Source organism: Ruegeria sp. H8 (assembly GCF_056532905.1).
The window spans coordinates 40,741-58,148 of the sequence record NZ_JBQFNY010000013.1; the positions used below are offsets into that span (position 1 = coordinate 40,741).

The 17,408-nt window shown below is 56.9% G+C and carries 14 protein-coding genes; 4 read left to right on the forward strand and 10 right to left on the reverse strand.

Features of this window, described 5'->3' with window-relative positions:
* Positions 1–8: 8 nt before the first annotated feature.
* Genes ACR0A2_RS20380 through rfbF form a run of 4 tightly spaced genes read right to left on the reverse strand, consistent with a single transcriptional unit; the run spans position 9 to position 3,962 of the window.
* The gene (locus ACR0A2_RS20380; protein WP_480836976.1) at positions 9–884 is read right to left on the reverse strand and encodes an NAD-dependent epimerase/dehydratase family protein; all 876 of its coding nucleotides are present in this window, start codon (positions 882–884) and stop codon (positions 9–11) included.
* Positions 884–2,125 carry a methyltransferase domain-containing protein gene (locus ACR0A2_RS20385; RefSeq protein ID WP_480836978.1) on the reverse strand — a complete coding sequence of 414 codons (1,242 nt, stop codon included), beginning with the start codon at positions 2,123–2,125 and terminating at the stop codon, positions 884–886. The genes ACR0A2_RS20380 and ACR0A2_RS20385 overlap by 1 nt, the downstream gene beginning before the upstream one ends.
* Complete coding sequence (rfbG, locus tag ACR0A2_RS20390; RefSeq protein WP_480836980.1) at positions 2,122–3,192, reverse strand: CDP-glucose 4,6-dehydratase; 1,071 nt, start codon at positions 3,190–3,192, stop codon at positions 2,122–2,124. Before rfbG ends, ACR0A2_RS20385 begins: the two co-directional genes overlap by 4 nt.
* Positions 3,189–3,962 (reverse strand): glucose-1-phosphate cytidylyltransferase, encoded by a 774-nt coding sequence (rfbF, locus tag ACR0A2_RS20395; protein WP_480836982.1) that lies wholly within the window; start codon positions 3,960–3,962, stop codon positions 3,189–3,191. Before rfbF ends, rfbG begins: the two co-directional genes overlap by 4 nt.
* Positions 3,963–4,632: 670 nt before the next feature.
* Between rfbF and ACR0A2_RS20400 the strand changes: the two genes are divergently transcribed.
* The 3 genes from ACR0A2_RS20400 to ACR0A2_RS20410 all read left to right on the forward strand — a co-directional run bounded on the left by ACR0A2_RS20400 (position 4,633) and on the right by ACR0A2_RS20410 (position 9,436).
* Positions 4,633–6,120 carry an NAD(P)/FAD-dependent oxidoreductase gene (locus ACR0A2_RS20400; RefSeq protein WP_480447505.1) on the forward strand — a complete coding sequence of 496 codons (1,488 nt, stop codon included), beginning with the start codon at positions 4,633–4,635 and terminating at the stop codon, positions 6,118–6,120.
* A gap of 473 nt (positions 6,121–6,593) precedes the next feature.
* Positions 6,594–8,561: a hypothetical protein gene (locus ACR0A2_RS20405; RefSeq protein ID WP_480836983.1), complete on the forward strand. Its 1,968-nt coding sequence runs from the start codon at positions 6,594–6,596 to the stop codon at positions 8,559–8,561.
* A gap of 65 nt (positions 8,562–8,626) precedes the next feature.
* Positions 8,627–9,436, forward strand: coding sequence for an FkbM family methyltransferase (locus ACR0A2_RS20410; protein ID WP_480836985.1), 810 nt, complete (start codon positions 8,627–8,629; stop codon positions 9,434–9,436).
* 36 nt (positions 9,437–9,472) lie between these two features.
* Here ACR0A2_RS20410 and ACR0A2_RS20415 read toward each other — a convergent pair whose 3' ends face one another.
* The 3 genes from ACR0A2_RS20415 to ACR0A2_RS20425 form a co-directional block, all read right to left on the reverse strand.
* On the reverse strand, positions 9,473–10,498 hold the full coding sequence (locus tag ACR0A2_RS20415; protein WP_480836988.1) for a glycosyltransferase family 2 protein: 1,026 nt from the start codon (positions 10,496–10,498) through the stop codon (positions 9,473–9,475).
* Entirely contained in the window at positions 10,495–11,988 is a 1,494-nt protein-coding gene (locus tag ACR0A2_RS20420) for a hypothetical protein (RefSeq protein WP_480836990.1), read from the reverse strand. Before ACR0A2_RS20420 ends, ACR0A2_RS20415 begins: the two co-directional genes overlap by 4 nt.
* A gap of 184 nt (positions 11,989–12,172) precedes the next feature.
* Positions 12,173–12,883: a methyltransferase domain-containing protein gene (locus ACR0A2_RS20425; protein WP_480836992.1), complete on the reverse strand. Its 711-nt coding sequence runs from the start codon at positions 12,881–12,883 to the stop codon at positions 12,173–12,175.
* Positions 12,884–13,515: 632 nt separating this feature from the next.
* Between ACR0A2_RS20425 and ACR0A2_RS20430 the strand changes: the two genes are divergently transcribed.
* The gene (locus ACR0A2_RS20430) at positions 13,516–14,082 is read left to right on the forward strand and encodes a VPLPA-CTERM sorting domain-containing protein (RefSeq protein WP_480836993.1); all 567 of its coding nucleotides are present in this window, start codon (positions 13,516–13,518) and stop codon (positions 14,080–14,082) included.
* Between the two features lie 59 nt (positions 14,083–14,141).
* Here the strand turns inward: ACR0A2_RS20430 and ACR0A2_RS20435 are convergent, their stop codons facing one another.
* The 3 genes from ACR0A2_RS20435 to ACR0A2_RS20445 are packed head-to-tail and all read right to left on the reverse strand — an operon-like array spanning position 14,142 to position 17,407.
* The gene (locus tag ACR0A2_RS20435; protein WP_480836995.1) at positions 14,142–15,026 is read right to left on the reverse strand and encodes a glycosyltransferase family 2 protein; all 885 of its coding nucleotides are present in this window, start codon (positions 15,024–15,026) and stop codon (positions 14,142–14,144) included.
* Positions 15,007–15,834: a CpsD/CapB family tyrosine-protein kinase gene (locus ACR0A2_RS20440; RefSeq protein WP_480836997.1), complete on the reverse strand. Its 828-nt coding sequence runs from the start codon at positions 15,832–15,834 to the stop codon at positions 15,007–15,009. Before ACR0A2_RS20440 ends, ACR0A2_RS20435 begins: the two co-directional genes overlap by 20 nt.
* 31 nt (positions 15,835–15,865) lie before the next feature.
* Complete coding sequence (locus tag ACR0A2_RS20445) at positions 15,866–17,407, reverse strand: GumC family protein (protein ID WP_480836999.1); 1,542 nt, start codon at positions 17,405–17,407, stop codon at positions 15,866–15,868.
* Position 17,408: the final 1 nt, after the last annotated feature.

Genomic DNA, 17,408 nt, shown 5'->3' on the forward strand with positions numbered 1-17,408 from the left:
CAGTCTTTTCACGCTACTTCTCCAACTCGCAAAATGGCAGCCACCCCCGAGCGGATGTCATGATGCGGGGCGAAGCCCGCCTCGTCCCGCAACCGGGTCACGTCCGCCGCCAGCCGGGGCGGATCGTCCGCTGCGCGGGCGATGGTGCCCAAGCGGATCAGATCGGGCCGGTGCATCTGGTTCGCCACCTCTGCAATCAGGTCTCGAACCGGGGTCGCCGTACCGCTGGCGACATTGACCGGGCCGGTCAGATCGCTTTCCAGCACGCGCAACAAGGCGCGGGCAAGATCATCGACATGCAGGAAATCCCGCTCCTGCCGTCCATCGGTGCAATCAACCGGCCGTCCCGCCCCGAGGTTTGACATCAGATCGCCGAACAGTCGCCCCGGCGGTTCATCCGGCCCGTAGACAAAAAAGATGCGGGCCCAGGCCAGGGACAGATCAAGCGTCTGCTGGCCCGCGCACAGTGCCAGACCGGCCCCGGCCTTGGCCGCCCCATAAAGGGTGCGGGGGCGCAGGGGGCTGGTTTCGGTCAGCTCCGGCACCGACCAGTCATATTCGGCACAGCTTCCGGCGCAGATCGCGCGCTGGCCTCCTGTGCGTGCAAACTCCCGCACCAGATGCAGGGTGGCGGCCATCCAGTCCAGATTGGCCCCAGAAGTCCAGCGGTCGCGCGCGCCGTCATGCCAGGCCAGATGCACCAGATGGCTGGCGCGGGCGGCGTCGAGGGCTGTCGTGGTGGCGCCGGGGTCCAGCAGATCGCAGGTGATGTCGCTTGCCGGGTTGCGGCCCAGCGTCACCACCTCGTGGCCCGCCTCTGTCAGAGCCGTGGCTGTCGCGCGCCCGATCAATCCGGTTGCGCCCGTCAGCAGAACCCGTGCCATCAGCTGATCCTGATCTCTGGCACGGCTGTCACGAAGCGGGTGCCGTGCGCCTTCAGGTCGGACAGTTGATCCGTGACCTCGTCCCGGATGTTCCAGGGCAGGATCAGCACGTAATCCGGCGGCGTCTCGCGCAGGGCTTCGACCCCGTGCACGGGGATATGACTGCCGGGCAGCAGCGTGTTCTGCTTGGCCGGGTTGCGATCAACGCAGTAAGAGATCAGGTCGGGGCCGATCCCGGCATAGTTCAGCAGCGTGTTGCCCTTGGCGGCGGCACCATAGGCGGCAATGGTGTCCCCCCTGGCATTTGCTTCGCGCAGAAAGGCGAGCAATCCGTCGCGCAGCGCTTCGACCTGAATGGTGAAATTCATATAGCCCTCAGGCCGGTCGAACTGCGCCGCAGCCTCATCCGCGCGGACCTTGGCCAGACCGGGCCCTTCGGGATGGCTGGCACCCTCAAGGCAGGCGAACACCCGCAGCGAACCGCCATGGGTGGGTAGTTCCTCGACGTCGAAGACACGCAGGCCCGCCTTGGCAAAAATCTTTTCCACCGCCAGCAGCGACAGATAGGAGTAATGTTCGTGATAGATCGTGTCGAACTGCACTTCGTTGATCAGGTTCAGAAGGTGCGGAAACTCGACCGTATAAACCGCATCACCCGTCAGAAGCGTGGCGATGCCCGCAACGAAATCGTTGATGTCAGGCACATGCGCCAGCACATTGGCCGATGCGATCAGCGCCGGAGGTTTCTCGGTCGCGGCCACCTTGCGGGCCAGCGCCTCGCCGAAGTAATCGACCAGCGTGCGCACACCTTTTTCTTCGGCTGCCGCCGCCACGCTGCCCGAAGGTTCGATCCCCAGAACCGGGATGCCTTTCTCGACGAAATACTGCAACAGATACCCGTCATTCGAGGCGATCTCGATCACCAGATCATCCGGTCCCAGATCAAGCCGATTGACCATTTTTTCCACGTAATCCCGGCAATGGGCCAGCCAGCTGTCCGAGAAGCTGGAGAAATAGGCGTAATCGGTCGAAAAAATCTCTTCCGCCGGTACGACATCATCCACCTGAACCAACCAGCATTCGGTGCACACGCGGGCGTGCAACGGATAGACCGGGTCCGGTTTGCCCACTTTCGCGGGGTCGACATAGGAATTGGCCAGAGGGGACAGTCCGAGATCGACAAGTGTCATCTCAAGGTTCGCGCCGCAATTGCGGCAGGTGGGATGGGTCGTGCCGGTCATACCTGTCTCATGCTCAGTGTTTCGAATTCAGCAATCTGGGCGCGGCACAGCTCGGTCGCCGGGGTACCACGGGCCCAGCCCGCATACCAGTCTGCCGTCAGCCGGACGGTATCGTCAAAGCTCAGGACCGGGCGCCAGCCAAGCATTGCACGCGCCTGCGATACATCCAGCCGGAGCATTGTGGCCTCATGCGGGGTGTCTGCCGGGGTATCGATATCGATCCGGCCCTGTCCAAGCGCCTGGATGATCGCCTGGGCCACATCCAGAACCGGACGCTCATCGTCACGTTCGGGGCCAAAATTCCAGCCCGTCGCGAAGGCATCGTTTTGTTCGAGCTTCTGGGCCAGCACCATGTACCCTTTGAGAGGTTCCAGAACATGCTGCCAGGGTCGTATTGCGCCGGGGTGGCGCAATACGACACGCCCTTCATCGCTCAGACAGCCGCGCACGATATCGGGAACCAAACGGTCTTCGGCCCAGTCGCCGCCGCCAATGACGTTGCCTGCGCGTGCGCTGGCAACCCGGGCCGGGTGCGCATCTGACGCATAATAGCTGCGCCGCATCGCCGCGACGGCAATCTCGGTCGCGCCCTTGGATGCGGAATAAGGGTCATGCCCGCCCATCGGATCGGTTTCGCGATAGCCCCAGACCTGTTCGACATTCTCATAGGCCTTGTCCGAGGTGGCGGCCACCACCGCGCGCAGGTTGGGCGCGGCCCGCAATGCGTCCAAAAGCTGAACCGTGCCCAGAACATTGGTGGCGAAGGTCTCAACCGGCGTGCGATAGGAGCGGCGGACCAGCGATTGCGCAGCCAGATGAAAGACGAATTCAGGGTCGGTTTCCGCGATGATCCGGTCCAGGGCCGCGCGATCATTCAGGTCACCGATGACCGACCGTATTTTGCTTTGATTCAGCAACGTCCAGAGATTGGGTTTCGTCTCGGGGGCGAGGGCGTACCCAGTGACTTCCGCACCTGCCTCGGACAGCCAGGCAGCCAGCCAGGCGCCTTTGAAGCCGGTATGCCCGGTAACAAGCACCCTGCGTCCAGAAAACGCGCTTGCACTCATTCCCAGATTTTCCACGGTGCGTTGCCTGTGGCCCAGTGCTCTTCCAGTTCCTGACGTTCGCGAATGGTGTCCATGGGCTGCCAGAAGCCTTTATGTTCAAAGGCCATCAGCTCGCCATCGCGTGTCAGATTCATTAGGGGGCTGCGTTCCCAAGCGGTATTGTCGCCGTCAATGTAATCGCCCACTTTCGGGGACAGCACGAAAAACCCGCCATTAATCAGCCCACCATCTCCGACGGGTTTCTCGGAGAAATTCAGAACCTGGTTGCTTTGGAGCTCGAGTTGGCCGAAGCGGCGGGGCGGAGGAACTGCTGTGACGGTTGCAAGCTTGCCGTGCGCCCGATGAAAATCGATCCCGGTACGAATGTCGATATCACCAACACCGTCGCCATAGGTCAGGCAGAACGCTTCTTCCTCTTTGAGAAGGTGCATGACCCGCTTAAGTCGCCCGCCAGTCTGGCTGCCGTCTCCGGTATCGATCAGTGTCACGCGCCACGGTTCTGACTTGCTGTTTGCAATTTCAAGACCGCCATTGGCCAGGTCGATCGTGACGTCCGAGTTGTGCAAAAAGAAATTTGCGAAGAATTCCTTAATGACATAGCCTTTGTACCCTAGGCAGACGATGAAATCAGTGACGCCATGAGCCGCGTAGATTTTCATGATATGCCAGATGATCGGTTTGCCGCCGATCTCGACCATGGGCTTTGGAATCTTGACGGTTTCTTCGCTGAGCCGGGTTCCCAAGCCGCCGGCCAGAATAACACACTTCATAAAATCGCTCCCTCGTTAACAACGAGACTGGCTACCAATAACTCGTCTTAACCCGGATCTGGGTATCTGGTCTTTTGCAAACATTTGCACGCATTAGGACGGCAGTGCTGCCACCCTGTCAAGATTCACAAGGCCACGAGTCGTGAGGCGCTGAATTCCCTGTTGCTCTGACGCTCAACCATACACAATGCGAGAAAAGTCATAGCATTGTTGATGCGCCCTTTCGGTCCGCCGATACAGTGAAGGACATCACAGACGCAGCCTGAAAAAAGCGGTCATGGTCCAGGTCAGGCGCCGGGCAAGAGGTGTATGGATCCAATGTATGTTTCGCTTCCGGGCGGGGAGTTTTGGTTGGCTGTGACCGTCAGTAATCATCGTTATGTTTCAGGGCATTGTGGAAAACGCGTGCTGTTTCGGGCGGTGTGAAAGGCCGTCGGTTTCGCAAAGCCGGAACCGGCTTTGGGCACAGGCGACCCGGTTCGGGCCCGCCATCGATTTGCAAAGAAGGACGCGAGTGCGGTTCGTCAAACCGGATGGTTGATTTTTCTACACGGAAGGGGTGGAACTCAAAGCGCAGGAGCCCCGTTTCGGGAACTGACAGGATTTTGTTGTGAATCTCGGATAACCTCTTGTAGCTTTAGGTCAGTGTTTTGGTATGGGTGTTAGTGATTTGAAAAAAGATATTGTTCCCGTTGTCGTCATTGGTGGTGGTCCGGCAGGGCTGACAGCAGCCTATGAACTTCAGAAACTGAGCGACACGCATGTTCCCCGGGTGTTCGAAGCCTCGGACATGGTTGGTGGCATCTCGCGAACCGAAACGCACAAAGGCTATCGCTTCGACATTGGCGGGCATCGGTTTTTCACCAAGGTGCGCGAAGTCGAGGATATGTGGCACGAGGTGATGGGGGATGATTTCATCACCGTGCAACGCCTGAGCCGCATCTTCTACCGCAACAAATTCTACGATTACCCGCTGCGTATCTTCAACGCTTTGGGCAATATCGGCCCCTACGAGACCTACAAGATCATCGGCAGCTTCGTGAAATGGAAGCTGCGGCCCAAGCCGCAGGAAGACACGTTCGAAGAATGGGTCATCAACCGCTTTGGTGGGCGGCTTTATATGCATTTCTTCCACAGCTACACCAAGAAGGTCTGGGGTATTCCGCCGTCGGAAATCCGGGCCGACTGGGCCGCGCAGCGGATCAAGAACCTGTCCCTGCCCAAGGCGGTCTGGAACGCGATTTCCGGGGCCAATGACACCGCCAGCCTGATCGAGGAATTCCAGTATCCCCGCCTGGGCCCCGGCATGATGTGGGAAAAGACCCGCGACCTGATCCGGGAAAAGGGGGGCTCGGTCGAAACCCATTCCGAAGTGATCCAGGTGAACCGTGATGGCAATCGCGTCACGTCAATCGATGTGCGCCATTGGACTGAAGATGGCGAAAAACACACCGAGCGGGTGGAGGGCGAAGAGTTCGTCAATTCGATGGCCGTTCGTGATCTGATCCATGCTTTTGATCCGCCGCCACCACCCGAGGTGGTCGAGGCGGCAGACCGTCTGCGGTATCGTGATTTCCTGATCGTGACCTTGATCCTGGATCACGCGGACCCGTTCCCGGACAACTGGATCTACATCCACAGCCCGCAGGTGAAGGTGGGGCGCATCCAGAATTTCCGCGCCTGGTCCGCGGAAATGCTGCCCGATCAGAACACCGCGTCGATCGGGATGGAGTATTTCTGCCAGAAAGGTGACGGGTTGTGGTCGTCAAGTGACGAGGATCTCAGGCATCTCGCCAGTGAAGAGCTTGAAAAGCTGGGTCTGGCCAAGGCCAGCGATGTCATCGACCACGCGGTTATCCGGCAGCCCAAGGCCTATCCGGTCTATGACAGTGAATACAAGGACGCCCTGGACACGGTCAGCGGCTGGCTGAAGACGCTGGAAAACTTCCAGACCGTGGGTCGCAATGGTCTGCACCGCTACAACAACCAGGATCATTCCATGCTGTCGGCGATGTACGCCGCGCGCAATATTCTGGGCGAAGATCATGACGTCTGGGATGTCAATGTTGAGCGCTCTTATCATGAAGAGTTTGAAGCTAAGCCCAAGAAAAAGAACCAGACGTCTTCAGACAAACTTAGTAACAGAGCGGCGCTCTGAACTGGGTTATTGATCATATCAGCGGTTTTTCCGCTGCCAGATAATCGGAGGTGACACTGACCAGGATAGTGCTGGTGATCCGGTACACGCCTGCTCTGATTCACAGATTGGGTGTGCCGTGCGATCTTGCACGGCGTACAATTCAAGGCCTGTTCCCGTGCAGGATGTCATCTGTGCAATCCGGCATTGAAAACAGACTAGGATTTTTCTTTCTCATCGCTGAGGCCAACTCTGACGCCGGATATTGAACCTGCTCCTTTTGTTTTCACTGGATCGCCAATGCTGCTTAATTTGCCGTATTGATGTCGCATTGCAGGTGTAATTCACTCATTCAGAAAAAACTGACAAAGCAACATGACTTGCATGTTATCAACAAGTTGGTGGTTTAAAGGAACGGTATTCAGCAGAACAACGGGATATCCGTCATCGGTTAATTTTCACCTACTATATTTAACGAGTTTATATAAGACGTGATGGTATTTCGCCTTTCTTTGTTTCTTATTGTATTGGCCGGTATCTTACTGGCCGGACAGGATATTGCGGCAACATTGTCTGCAAAGGCTGCCTTGGCAGATGGAGCGTCCCCTTATTTCGTAGTGAATGACGCACTGTTTCTTTACATCTGGGTTCCATTGGTCACCCTGTCAGCTTCGGCGTTATTTTTAGCTCCGGGGCTGATATTGGCATGGGGTATCCGTGCGCCTGGTGATCGGTTCGAGCATTGGTTGCTCAAAGGGTTTACGCTTTCCCTGTTCGGCATTCCCACCATTGCGGCACTGGTTCAGGCTGTCAGCGGCGTGCAGATGACTGAAGCAGCCTTCATCTTGCTGATCCTGCTGCTTTGCGTGCCGGGCCTTTATCTGTTTCAGGCCCGTTCTTTTGAGACAGAGATGTTTCAGGGCAAAGGCTGGGATTTAACCGGTATGATCCTGCTGCCTCTGGCTGTGCTGTTGCTGATGTCTCCGAAATTCTATTGGGAGGTGCTGAATGACGACGGCGCACACAGCTTTCTGAACGCAATGCTGTTTATGACCAAGGGTCTGCCATTCTGGCCTCCGAACTCTGGTACGATCGGAGGGTACCCTACCCCCAAAATGATGACGGAGACATTCCTGCAATCCGGGTTTATGCGGATATTTGGGCCGTATGAAGTTTCTATTCGCCTTGCCTATCTGCCGGGTATCTCGATCCTGTTCGGGGTTATGCTGGCCTTTGTCCGCCCGACCAAGACACGCAGCGACATGCAGACGGTGTTCGGGTTGGGCATGGCTCTACTTTTGTTTTCTTTCGTGATGGCATTCAACCCATCTTACAATCCGTATTTCGCTGACATTGCTCTGCCGATGGTCCGCGAGCCGATGATCTTGCTCGGAGTACTGGGTTATATCTTGTTTTTCCAAGAGCAGAAGTTTGGCTGGATGGCGATTGTGTCCACGCTGGCCTTGTTTACTGCGCCGAATGGTTTTCTTCTGATCGGTTTTTTCCTGATATCCTATTTCCTTCTAACCCGCCCTTTACCATTCAGACAGGTAACAATCGGGGGGGGAATTGCCGTGGCCATCCTGATTATGGCATCGCTGTTCGAACTTCTGTTAGACCGGCTGGGGTTGATGGGCTTGTCCACGGAATTCAATACCAGCAGCATCCTGAACCGCCTGCGTTTCATTACGATCTTTGATACCGGACGGATCCTGTTCTGGTTATTGCCCTGCGGGATTCTGCCCGGTCTGGCCTTGCTGGCCTGGCCTTGGCAGGACAAGTTGTCCAGAGCGCTGACACTATCCGTCATCGCGTATGTTTTGTTCTTTTATGTGCAGGCTTACCGCATTCTGCCACATCATTTCGTGCCTGCAGCGATCATACCGCTAATCGTATTCTGGCGCCTGTACCTGGTTCAGGCGGCCCCTACGCTGGCGCTTGTCGGCGCACTGGCCGGGCTGGCGATCAGCGCTTGGATCAGCTGGCCCGAAACGTTGCGCCCCTTTACTTTAACCCGGCATCTGGGCCATCGCATCGCGTTCGAGACCGATGTCGCGCCATTTCCCGATGTGGAGGAAATAGGCACCGTAGAAGCGTTGATCGACGAGGCCTTTCCGCCGATCTGGACACAGGCCGAGTTGGAAAAGCGCTATATGGCCGGGGCGCTGTCCGTTTACGTGTATGCTAGGATAATGACACCGAATGTCACTGCGGCAGACTACTTCGTTCGAGCAGTGGATGCGCCATTACGTGCTGATGAAAGAATAATTGGCGATGCGATCGACGGTCGGGTGTTGGTGACACGGGGCAGTGCAATTTATGAAAGCGATCTGCACAACACCCGGGTGCCGGTCAGTATCGCCCCAGTCTATCGTGTGTCATTTGACATCATTTTCGGACGCGGTGTGCGTGAAACACCGCATCCGGTCTGGGATATCGCAAAGGTTTTGGGACTGAGATAGTCGGTGACTGTGAAACGATGTATTTGTCCGCAAAAACGACAGTGGGCAGTTAAGTGGAGAACTTTATGAAGCAGAATCTTACCAAGTTGGTCGAAGCATATCCGCTCCTCCAGAAGCCAGCCTATTTTGCGTATATTGGCGTCGTCAGTGCCCGAAATCTAAGTCGCCGCTTCGCGATGAACAATCTTGGCTACCTGCCCAAACGCGTCTCGGACCGGGGGCAGGATATGTGGGTGATAAACGAAGTCTATAACGGCAAGCGCAAGGGCTTTTTTGTTGAACTGGGCGCGGCTGATGGGTTTTCAGATTCCAACACGTTTGTTCTGGAAAAGCATTATGGCTGGAACGGGCTGCTGATCGAACCGAACCCTGTCAATTACCACCGGATCACCCACTGGCATCACCGCACGGCAACCCCGGTTCCGTTAGCAGTCGATCCCGAGCCCGGCCAACTGGAATTCATGATCGATGGCCAGCGTAGCAGCTTGCTGGTGGATGAGGCCGACAACATGAACGAACGCCGCGCCTCGAAGCTGACCAAGTTTCGGGAAAAAGGCAAGGTCGTTACGGTTGAAGCCGTGCCTCTGGATGAGGTGTTCGACCGCTATGACGCGCCAAAGGATATCGACTATTTCAGTCTGGATGTCGAAGGGTCGGAAACACGAATTCTTCGTGATTTCCCATTCGACAAGTACCACTTCCTGGCGATGACAATCGAACGTCCGACGCCCGAGCTTAATGAGTTGCTGTTTGCCAATGGGTATCACTTTGTGCGCAATTCGCTCTACGATACGTTCTATGTGCACGAAAGCAACCCGCGTTTTGATCAGATCGAGAAACTGCCGTTCGAGCAGCTTCCCGCCAAGCAGTTCTGATCCCGGCCCGAACAATCAGCGATGTCACGCGATCTGTCAGTTTCGTGTGACGCGCAGCTTCTGCTTTTGTCCCAGCATGTGATATTCGAACAGGCACCAGACATATATGGTGGCCGAGTAGACGTAATAGACCTGATGGTAGAGCAGACATTTGAACGCAAACCACGGCCCGCCATGCCCGGACATGGCGCGCACCAGATCCAGATTGGCGACAAAGGCCGCAGCCAGTAGCACAAAAGGCAAAGGCCAGCTTCCCGGCCAGAACGGCAGGGCCAATATCGACAATAGCAACAGCCCGGCAATTGCGGCCCGTGCCCGCTCGGCCATCGAGGTGTTCAGGTCATCGGTCAGCCCCTCACGCGAGATCATCAGCCGGGCCCAGGGCAGGGCGCGGCAGAAGATATCCGTGCTCAGGCTGTTGCGGATGGTCCAGACCTTCAGGTGTTTGCCCTGCAAAAGCGGCTCGACCAGGATGCGGCGACCGGTGGCCGCTATCCGGTAGCCCAGTTCGATATCTTCGATCGAGGGGACCTCATAGGTTTTCACATCGAACCCACCGACTTCAAGAAACACGTCGCGCCGGATGGCGCCACACCCGGCCCAGAAGGTGCGCGCCTCGCGGCGGGCACGTTGATGGTGATAGCGGTGCAGAAGGTTCTTGTAGCGTGAAAACCAGGCCTGCCCGTCCGGGGCATCATCATAGGATCCGAACACGGCGCCCACATTGTCTTCGGACATGGCCCGGCGAATATGGTCCGGGCCGTCCGGCCAGGCGATGACATCGGAATCCACGAACCACAGGATATCGCCCGTGGCCTGCTGGGCGGCCAGGTTGCGGGCCGCTCCGGGGCCGCCATTGACGGGCGTGGTCAACACGGTTGCGCCCATTTCCCGTGCCAGCGCCGCGGTGCCGTCGGGGGATTGGTCATCCACCACCAGAACCTGCTGCACCTGACCGGTATTCAGCATTTCAATCAATGGCGGCAAAACACGCGGCAGCAGATGTTCGGCATTGTAGGCCGGCATGACCACGCTGATGGAAAGGGGGTGATCTGAACTCACGAAGGATCTCCGGCAATGATACGCGAAGCGCCTGAGCGCTGAACAAGGAAAAGAAAGGCGGCTGTAAAGGGCAACAACCACATCACGCGCGCGCCGTAACGATCCGCGGGTTGTGATACTCCTCCGCAGACCAGAGCGTTGACCGCTATTCCGATCAGGATGAACAGCGCAAACAGCTTCATGTCACGCGACGCACTACCCGGCCGCAGCAGAATGAAAACGATAAAGGCAAAAGAGACGGCATAGATCACGCCGTGCACGATATCGATGGTTTCGATCCAACCCCTGTTCCGGGCCAGGTTCCCTTTCTGAATCAAATCGTACTGCGCCTCGTCGAGGCGGGCCAGCGTGCGCGCGTTGGTCAATTCCACATCCGTCGGGATTGTCATGGTGATGCTGTAGCGCATAATCTGATGATAGCCGTTTTTGGCCAATGCGAAAGACGTCGCAATCGGCCTAGACAGGAAGACTGCCTTGGCAAAGTCCCCCTGTGCCAGCGCCACTTGTTTTTGCTTCTCCGGCGACAGCAGACGGAACGATCCCAACCGAGAAGAGCGCTCGAAAATGATATGGGATGCGGTCAGTCTGTAAGGGTCGTCCGACCATGAAAGCGCCTCATACAGCGCGCAGGTTGGTATACTTGCATCCGGGCAGACATCCTTCAGATAGTCCATCCCCGGCCCGTCAACGATTAGCCGCGCAGTGATATGCGGGGTATAGACAACTTCCTTGTTCATCTGGGCTTCAACGGTAATCTGGAAGGCCTTGCGTTCGGCCGCCGCAAGCGTCAGGAGCATCACCATCAGGACCGTTGCGCGCCAGCGCCCCGGCATCCTGCGACCCAGAGCCGTCAGGGCGACAAAAGGGATCATCAGACCTGTGATCGCCAGATGCGACGGATGCAGCACAATGCAGAACAGAGCCAGCCCTGAGATCAGAAAAAGCTCCCAGAGGCGCATTGTCTGCCCAAAGGCGGTGAGCGCCGCAATCGCGATCAGGAAAATTGGTGCGAATATGTCCGGCATCATATAGGCGATGTAAAACGGCAAAGAGGTGCTGGCCGCCGCCAGAAGCGGGATTGCGGTCATCAGCATTGTGTTCTGCGCACCGTCCAGAGAACGGCCCGCCGTCCGCGCCAGCATCCAGACCGCAAAAAGCGTGGCTGCCAGATGGATGACCGGAACAGCGAAAAGGGCGTCGGCGCGAAAAAACGCCGCTATGATGAGGCCATAGATCAGCGAGCGGGAGCCGGTCGCAGTCCCGTCGTCATCTGCGGTGTAAGTGCCACCCGTCGTGCTGGTTTCGTTCACCGGCGGCAGAAGACTGTTCAGGGCCACGCTGCCCTGCCGGATATAACTGCCTGTGTCGAAATAATAGAGCGGGCCGCCGTTGATCAGAAACACGGACAGACAGGCAAGAACCGCCAGCGTGGCCAGCAGGGCCGACCGGGTCTGAAAGGCCAGTTTGTCCGAAGGTGCCGATACGCTCATGTCATTTCCGCAGCATTTGATCCGGTCGCGCGGGATGCAGCCACGCCTGAACTGGGCCCGATGTCCGGGCGCGGGTCATTGAAATTTGAAACAGACGTGTTCATCAGCGTTCCTGGCTGCCTCTGTCCAGCGGGCTTTGGGGCCGAATTTCACTGTGGCCGCCGCCCAAAATCGCGCTAAGTCATTATTTAATAGCAAGAAAACCTTCAAAACAAATATACTTCTGAATACTCATCACATCCTTGAAACCGGCCCGGCCCAGCAGATCCAGATTGCCCTGGGTGGAAAACGGCTCCAGCACGCTTTTCAGGCTGCGCGCCTTTTCGACGATTTCCTCGCTTGAGAATCCGTTACTAATTTTGAATTCGTTGTAGAGCTGAGTCACAAGATCCTGGAACCGCGCATCCGGCCCCCGGACTTTTTCGAACATGACAAACGCACCGCCCCAGTTCAGGGTGTTGTAGATCTTGGTGAACAGTTCCTGCCGGTACCGGGGCGGGATGAACTGCATTGTATAATAGCTGACGATCATGTCCGCCTTTTCCATCTCCATATGACGGGCATCGTCATGAAGAATGGAAATGTTCGGGACACCCGCGCAATGAGCTTCGGCGACCTTCACCATTTCAGGTTCGACATCGATGCCGATCCAGCGTGCGTCAGGCTTTCCCGCATTATGTTCTGCCAGCTTGCGGATCAACTCTCCGGTCGATGTGCCGATTTCATAGCAGAGACTGTCATTGCGGACGAAGAAATCCGAAACCTGACAGATCAGGCCGTGACCCATTTCATAAAGAGGAACAGACAATTTGATGTGGTCTACAAACGTATCGGGAACACTGCCCCCAAAGGTCCAGTTCGCATTCTCAGCGGCTATGTTCTGGCCAACACCCATGCGCAATGTCTCCTCGCTAAATAGGCAGACACAATGGACAAACGGCTAAACAAGGGCTTCCGATTGAAAATGCGTGCCTGAACTTGGTACAATAACAATCCAAAGCTACACGAAACTTTCGGACCGTCGAAGAAGAAATATGGCGGAACCCGGGTTTGTGGCCTTTTTCCCTTCTGTCGCGATCCGCAGGGCCCTTGCGGCGGGCCGAAAGTGGACAGTGTGCGGGAATGGTTTGTATTGTTTCTTGCCTTGTGCGGCACGGGGGTGCCCGTCATGTGAAAATGCGCGCCGGCTGCATTTCATCACAGAGTGATCGGGCGTGGTTCTGCATTGCCTGAACCGGTTCGGATTATGCTTGGTGCAGTGTGAAAACGCTCGGAATCGCCGGAAAGTTGGCATGTTCTCCAGACGCAGATTCGCCTTATTCGGGTGATTCTGGTTCACGATGGGGAAACAAACGGTAACTCAGGCATCCATTGTGCTGGCCAATGGGCGTTTGTGCCCATAAAAAGCCACAATTCTGAGAAAAATCCTTCGCAATCAAATAGAAATGAATTATTTATGATTGCAGTAGGTGCCCTGCCGAGATTCCGAGCGGGTTGTGTGTATAAAAATCAAAGGTGGGACTTTGTATGTTTAGAACTTTTAAAATGATGGCGGCGGGGCTTGCTACTGCTGTGATGATGGCCGGATCGGCCAGCGCTCTGACCTCGGTGTCAGCGGGTGGTGGTAACCTGCCTGGTGGGGGGTATGACATTACCTCCGACACGCTCTTCTCCGGTACGGTTTCCACGATGGGCGGACCTGGAATATACGCGGTTAACTTCCAATCACCCCGCGATCCTCTTTTTGGTGTTGCGAACGCTTCGATCACCATCAGTTTGCTGGGCACGTTTACTGGTCTGACGGTGAGCTGGGTCGACGCCTTGAATCCTGCCAACGTATTGGCATCGACATCTGTTCTGGGCGGTGTTCAGACGACACTCAGCACGCTGTTCAGCAGTGTCAGCCCGAACACCTTGAGCCAGAATTTGGTGTTTAGCTGGGCCAACTCTCAAGGAGCACTCGATGCCAATGGCAACCTGGTTCCGGTTACGTTTGATTTCGACGTCGCACCAGTTCCGCTGCCCGCCGGTGGTCTGCTGCTTCTGACCGCGCTTGGTGGTCTGGCTCTGACGCGTCGCCGCAAGGCCGCCTAAGCGACACACAAACCTGACAAACAGGACAAGGGGCCGTTTCGCGGTCCCTTTTCTTTTGATCAGATGTTGCCACCTGCCGCCTGGCGCAACATCCAGATCATCCGCTGACATCTGAGCCGGAACAATGTGATGACCGCCCGGCTGGTTTCGCCCGCCGAGGACAGCTTGTCGCTTCTGAGGATTTTCGGGGTGTGCACAATTGCACTGGCCGGCATGGCCAATCCACGGATCGCCCACCGCATGCGCGCGGCGGCGTTGGTGCCATGCAGCAGATATGCCTCTTGTGTCGTGCGCCGCCACTTGGCCTTGAGCGCGAGCCAATTCTGCCGGGATGGATGGCTGACACGAAAGTTGTCCCGGTAGATCAGGCTATACCCGCGTGCGACCGCGCGCATGGTCCATTCCCGATCTTCCGAGACACCGTTGATGAACCCGCCGATCGCATCGAACACATCGCGTCGGGTCAGCAGGTTGCCGGCGCCGGAAAACCCCTGAACCTCAATATACCTGCGGAAGTTGAATGCAAAAACAGCCTCGAACGCTTCTGCGCCGCTGCGCGGGGGTGGGGTTTCGTCAAAGACATCTACCCGGCCACCAATCAGATCGGCCTGATCCGCGACCTGACGCCCGACGCTCAACCAGTCCGGCGCGGGTACGCAATCGGCGTCAATGAAAAACAGTCGGGGCGCTCTGGTTTCTGCAACTCCGCGATTGCGGGCATGGGCCGCGCCCTTTTGGGTTTCCACCACGAAATGCACCTCGGGAAAGGCCTGGCGCATCGTATCCAGCGACACCGGAGAGTTGTTGTCAACGACAACGATTTCAGTTGCCGTCAGATCATTCTCTCTCAGGGCAAGAAGACATCGTTCCAGCCGGGGCAAATCGTTGTAATGGGGAATGATCACTGCATCGGCCGGGGCCGTATCAGTAGGATCCGTACTCATTGCCAAACGTCCCGCTGATGTATCGGCATTTGTTCAGCACGATCCCCATGACGCTGGTCAGTTCCGCCAGTTGCTGTTCGGCAACGTCAATATGGTCAATGCTGGTTTCTTCGGCGGCTGCCAGAAGCAGGGCACAATCGACGTTCCTGAGAAAGCCGTGGCTGTCATCGCTCATCATCAGGGGGGGCGTGTCGAACAGAATGACGTCGGGTTCGTAATCCGCCTCAAGCTGTTCGAGAAATTCGATTGCCCGTCGGCTTTGCAAGATCTCCGCCGGATTGCGCGTGGGCGTGTAATTCAGCCCGAAGATCACGTTCTTGCCATACCGCAGCGCATGTTCGTGAAACGGCACCGACCCCTGAATGACGTCGGCCATACTGTGGTTGCCGGTTTGCTTCAGAATCTCGGCCAGCCCCCTGCGCCGCATGTCGAAATCGATCACGATCGTCCGCAGATCTTCCTGCCGCCCCAGGCTGAACGCCAAGTTGGCCGTCGTCGTGCTTTTGCCGCACCCGCTGTACGGGGAGGTCAATGCCACCCTACGCCATTTGTTGGACAAGATCTGCTGCAGCATCTTGGTTCGCAACATGTCGTAGGGGGTGGCGTCTCCGCCGCCAGCCAGAGATGCAAGCCGGTTGCGCACTGCGAGCTTTGGGTCGATCTGTATCTCGGGCACGCTTTGCCACCGGGCGTCACGAGTATCTTCTGACGGGGCGTGACGGGGCGGTTGTTCCATGACCGGCGGCGGGCTTTCGCGGCTCTGCCGTTCCTCGCGCGCCTTTTGAATCGCTTTCTGAAGACGGTCCATCACACATTCACCAAATCAATCGAAACAATACTCACCAGTATGTCTCCAGTTTATCCATCACTCTCTCGGTAATAAGATCGAGGGGCAGGTAATAGGTATGCACCGCCCAGACCCCGGCTGGCACTCCGATTAGAATAGCCAGTATGATCCCACCCCATACCGCGCGCTGCATCAACACTTCACCGCGTGATGGAGCATAGGGAATAGTGGCGATCGGCCAGACCTCAAGCTTGTTGATCAGGTCTTCGGGCCGACGCACGGACCGATTCAGGACCTCCAGCAAAACCACCAGCCCCAGCCCCAGTGCGATGCCAAAGGCAGCGCCCCCTCCGGCGATCATCAATCGGTTTGGCTTGGCCGGCTCGGTTGGCGTGGACGGGTGTTCAATGACGGAAATACGCTGCCCCTGGGACGTGACCTCGATCCGTTCTCCGGTCGAGGCCTCGGCCAACCTGCTGACCGCGACATTATATTGGGTTTGAATATTGTCGTGTTCGCGCTGCAGTTCTGCAAGCGTGATGGCATTGGCCGGGGTCTGATCAATCGTCAGGGTGAGTGCGTCTAGCCGGTCCTGAAGCACGCGGCGTTGATCTTCGAGTGCCACAATCTGTGAGTCGACCTGCGCCAACTGCAGGTCAAGGGACGAATTGCCCGTCTGTACGTCAGGCTGCGTCGGGGCTGTTGCTTGTTCGGCGGCGACAACCTGCTCAAGCTTATTGATTCTTGCGCGAAGCAGTTTGATCTGCGGGCTGCTCTCGGAATAGACCACGAGTTGACTGTCAAGCTGAGTCTGCAACTGGCTGAGTTGTTGTTGTGCCTGGGTCTGGTTTTGCGGCGAAACCCCGACAACCTGACCCGTCGAGCTGAAGATGCTCATGAGGTTTTCCCGCTGCGCCTGAAGGGAAAATATCTGCTGATCCGTCTGTTCAAGATTGGTCTGCAATGCCCCTTGCTGAGCCAACCTGAACTGCAAACTGTCAGGGAGCGCATCGGAATTATCATTCTTGAACTCTAGAATGCGGGCGCTGCGCCTGCTTAGCTCGTTGCTCAGGCGATCAACTTCCAGTTGGAAAAAGGCTAGCGTGTCGGTCGCGCGCTCCTTGCGATAAGAGACGTCCAGCTTCTGGATTTCCGTCAAATACGCGTTCAACACACCGGCTGCGATCGGACCGGTTCGCGCCTCGAAACTGATTGTCATCAGATTGGCCTGATTGAGACCGCTGGAAATCCAGATCGAGGTGTTCTTGCGCATGGCTTTGACAACCTGATCGGGGCTTGCTTCATCTTGGTCGGGTAGAACCTGAAACTCGCGCGCAATTTCCAGAAGGGTCGGACGGGTCAGCAGGCGCTGTTCGATGATCTGAAGCTGTTCCGCCGCGGGTGTCGTGACGGTGCTGGCCGCCAGGTTGCCCGGAATCTGAGGCGATTCAACAATCAGGCGCATGGTCGAGACATACGTGGCAGGCAACGTTCTGGCGACAATGAATGACGCTACAGACACGATCAGGGCGACGATCAGGAAATACGGAAACCGTCTCAGGAAAATGGAAAAGTAATAGCGAACCGGGCCCATA

Coding starts and splice junctions, on each gene's coding strand:
- ACR0A2_RS20380 (WP_480836976.1), bottom strand. CDS start 884: ATGGCACGGGTTCTGCTGACGGGCGCAACCGGATTGATCGGGCGCGCG.
- ACR0A2_RS20385 (WP_480836978.1), bottom strand. CDS start 2,125: ATGACCGGCACGACCCATCCCACCTGCCGCAATTGCGGCGCGAACCTT.
- rfbG (WP_480836980.1), bottom strand. CDS start 3,192: ATGAGTGCAAGCGCGTTTTCTGGACGCAGGGTGCTTGTTACCGGGCAT.
- rfbF (WP_480836982.1), bottom strand. CDS start 3,962: ATGAAGTGTGTTATTCTGGCCGGCGGCTTGGGAACCCGGCTCAGCGAA.
- ACR0A2_RS20405 (WP_480836983.1), top strand. CDS start 6,594: ATGGTATTTCGCCTTTCTTTGTTTCTTATTGTATTGGCCGGTATCTTA.
- ACR0A2_RS20410 (WP_480836985.1), top strand. CDS start 8,627: ATGAAGCAGAATCTTACCAAGTTGGTCGAAGCATATCCGCTCCTCCAG.
- ACR0A2_RS20420 (WP_480836990.1), bottom strand. CDS start 11,988: ATGAGCGTATCGGCACCTTCGGACAAACTGGCCTTTCAGACCCGGTCG.
- ACR0A2_RS20425 (WP_480836992.1), bottom strand. CDS start 12,883: ATGGGTGTTGGCCAGAACATAGCCGCTGAGAATGCGAACTGGACCTTT.
- ACR0A2_RS20430 (WP_480836993.1), top strand. CDS start 13,516: ATGTTTAGAACTTTTAAAATGATGGCGGCGGGGCTTGCTACTGCTGTG.
- ACR0A2_RS20435 (WP_480836995.1), bottom strand. CDS start 15,026: ATGAGTACGGATCCTACTGATACGGCCCCGGCCGATGCAGTGATCATT.
- ACR0A2_RS20440 (WP_480836997.1), bottom strand. CDS start 15,834: ATGGACCGTCTTCAGAAAGCGATTCAAAAGGCGCGCGAGGAACGGCAG.
- ACR0A2_RS20445 (WP_480836999.1), bottom strand. CDS start 17,407: ATGGGCCCGGTTCGCTATTACTTTTCCATTTTCCTGAGACGGTTTCCG.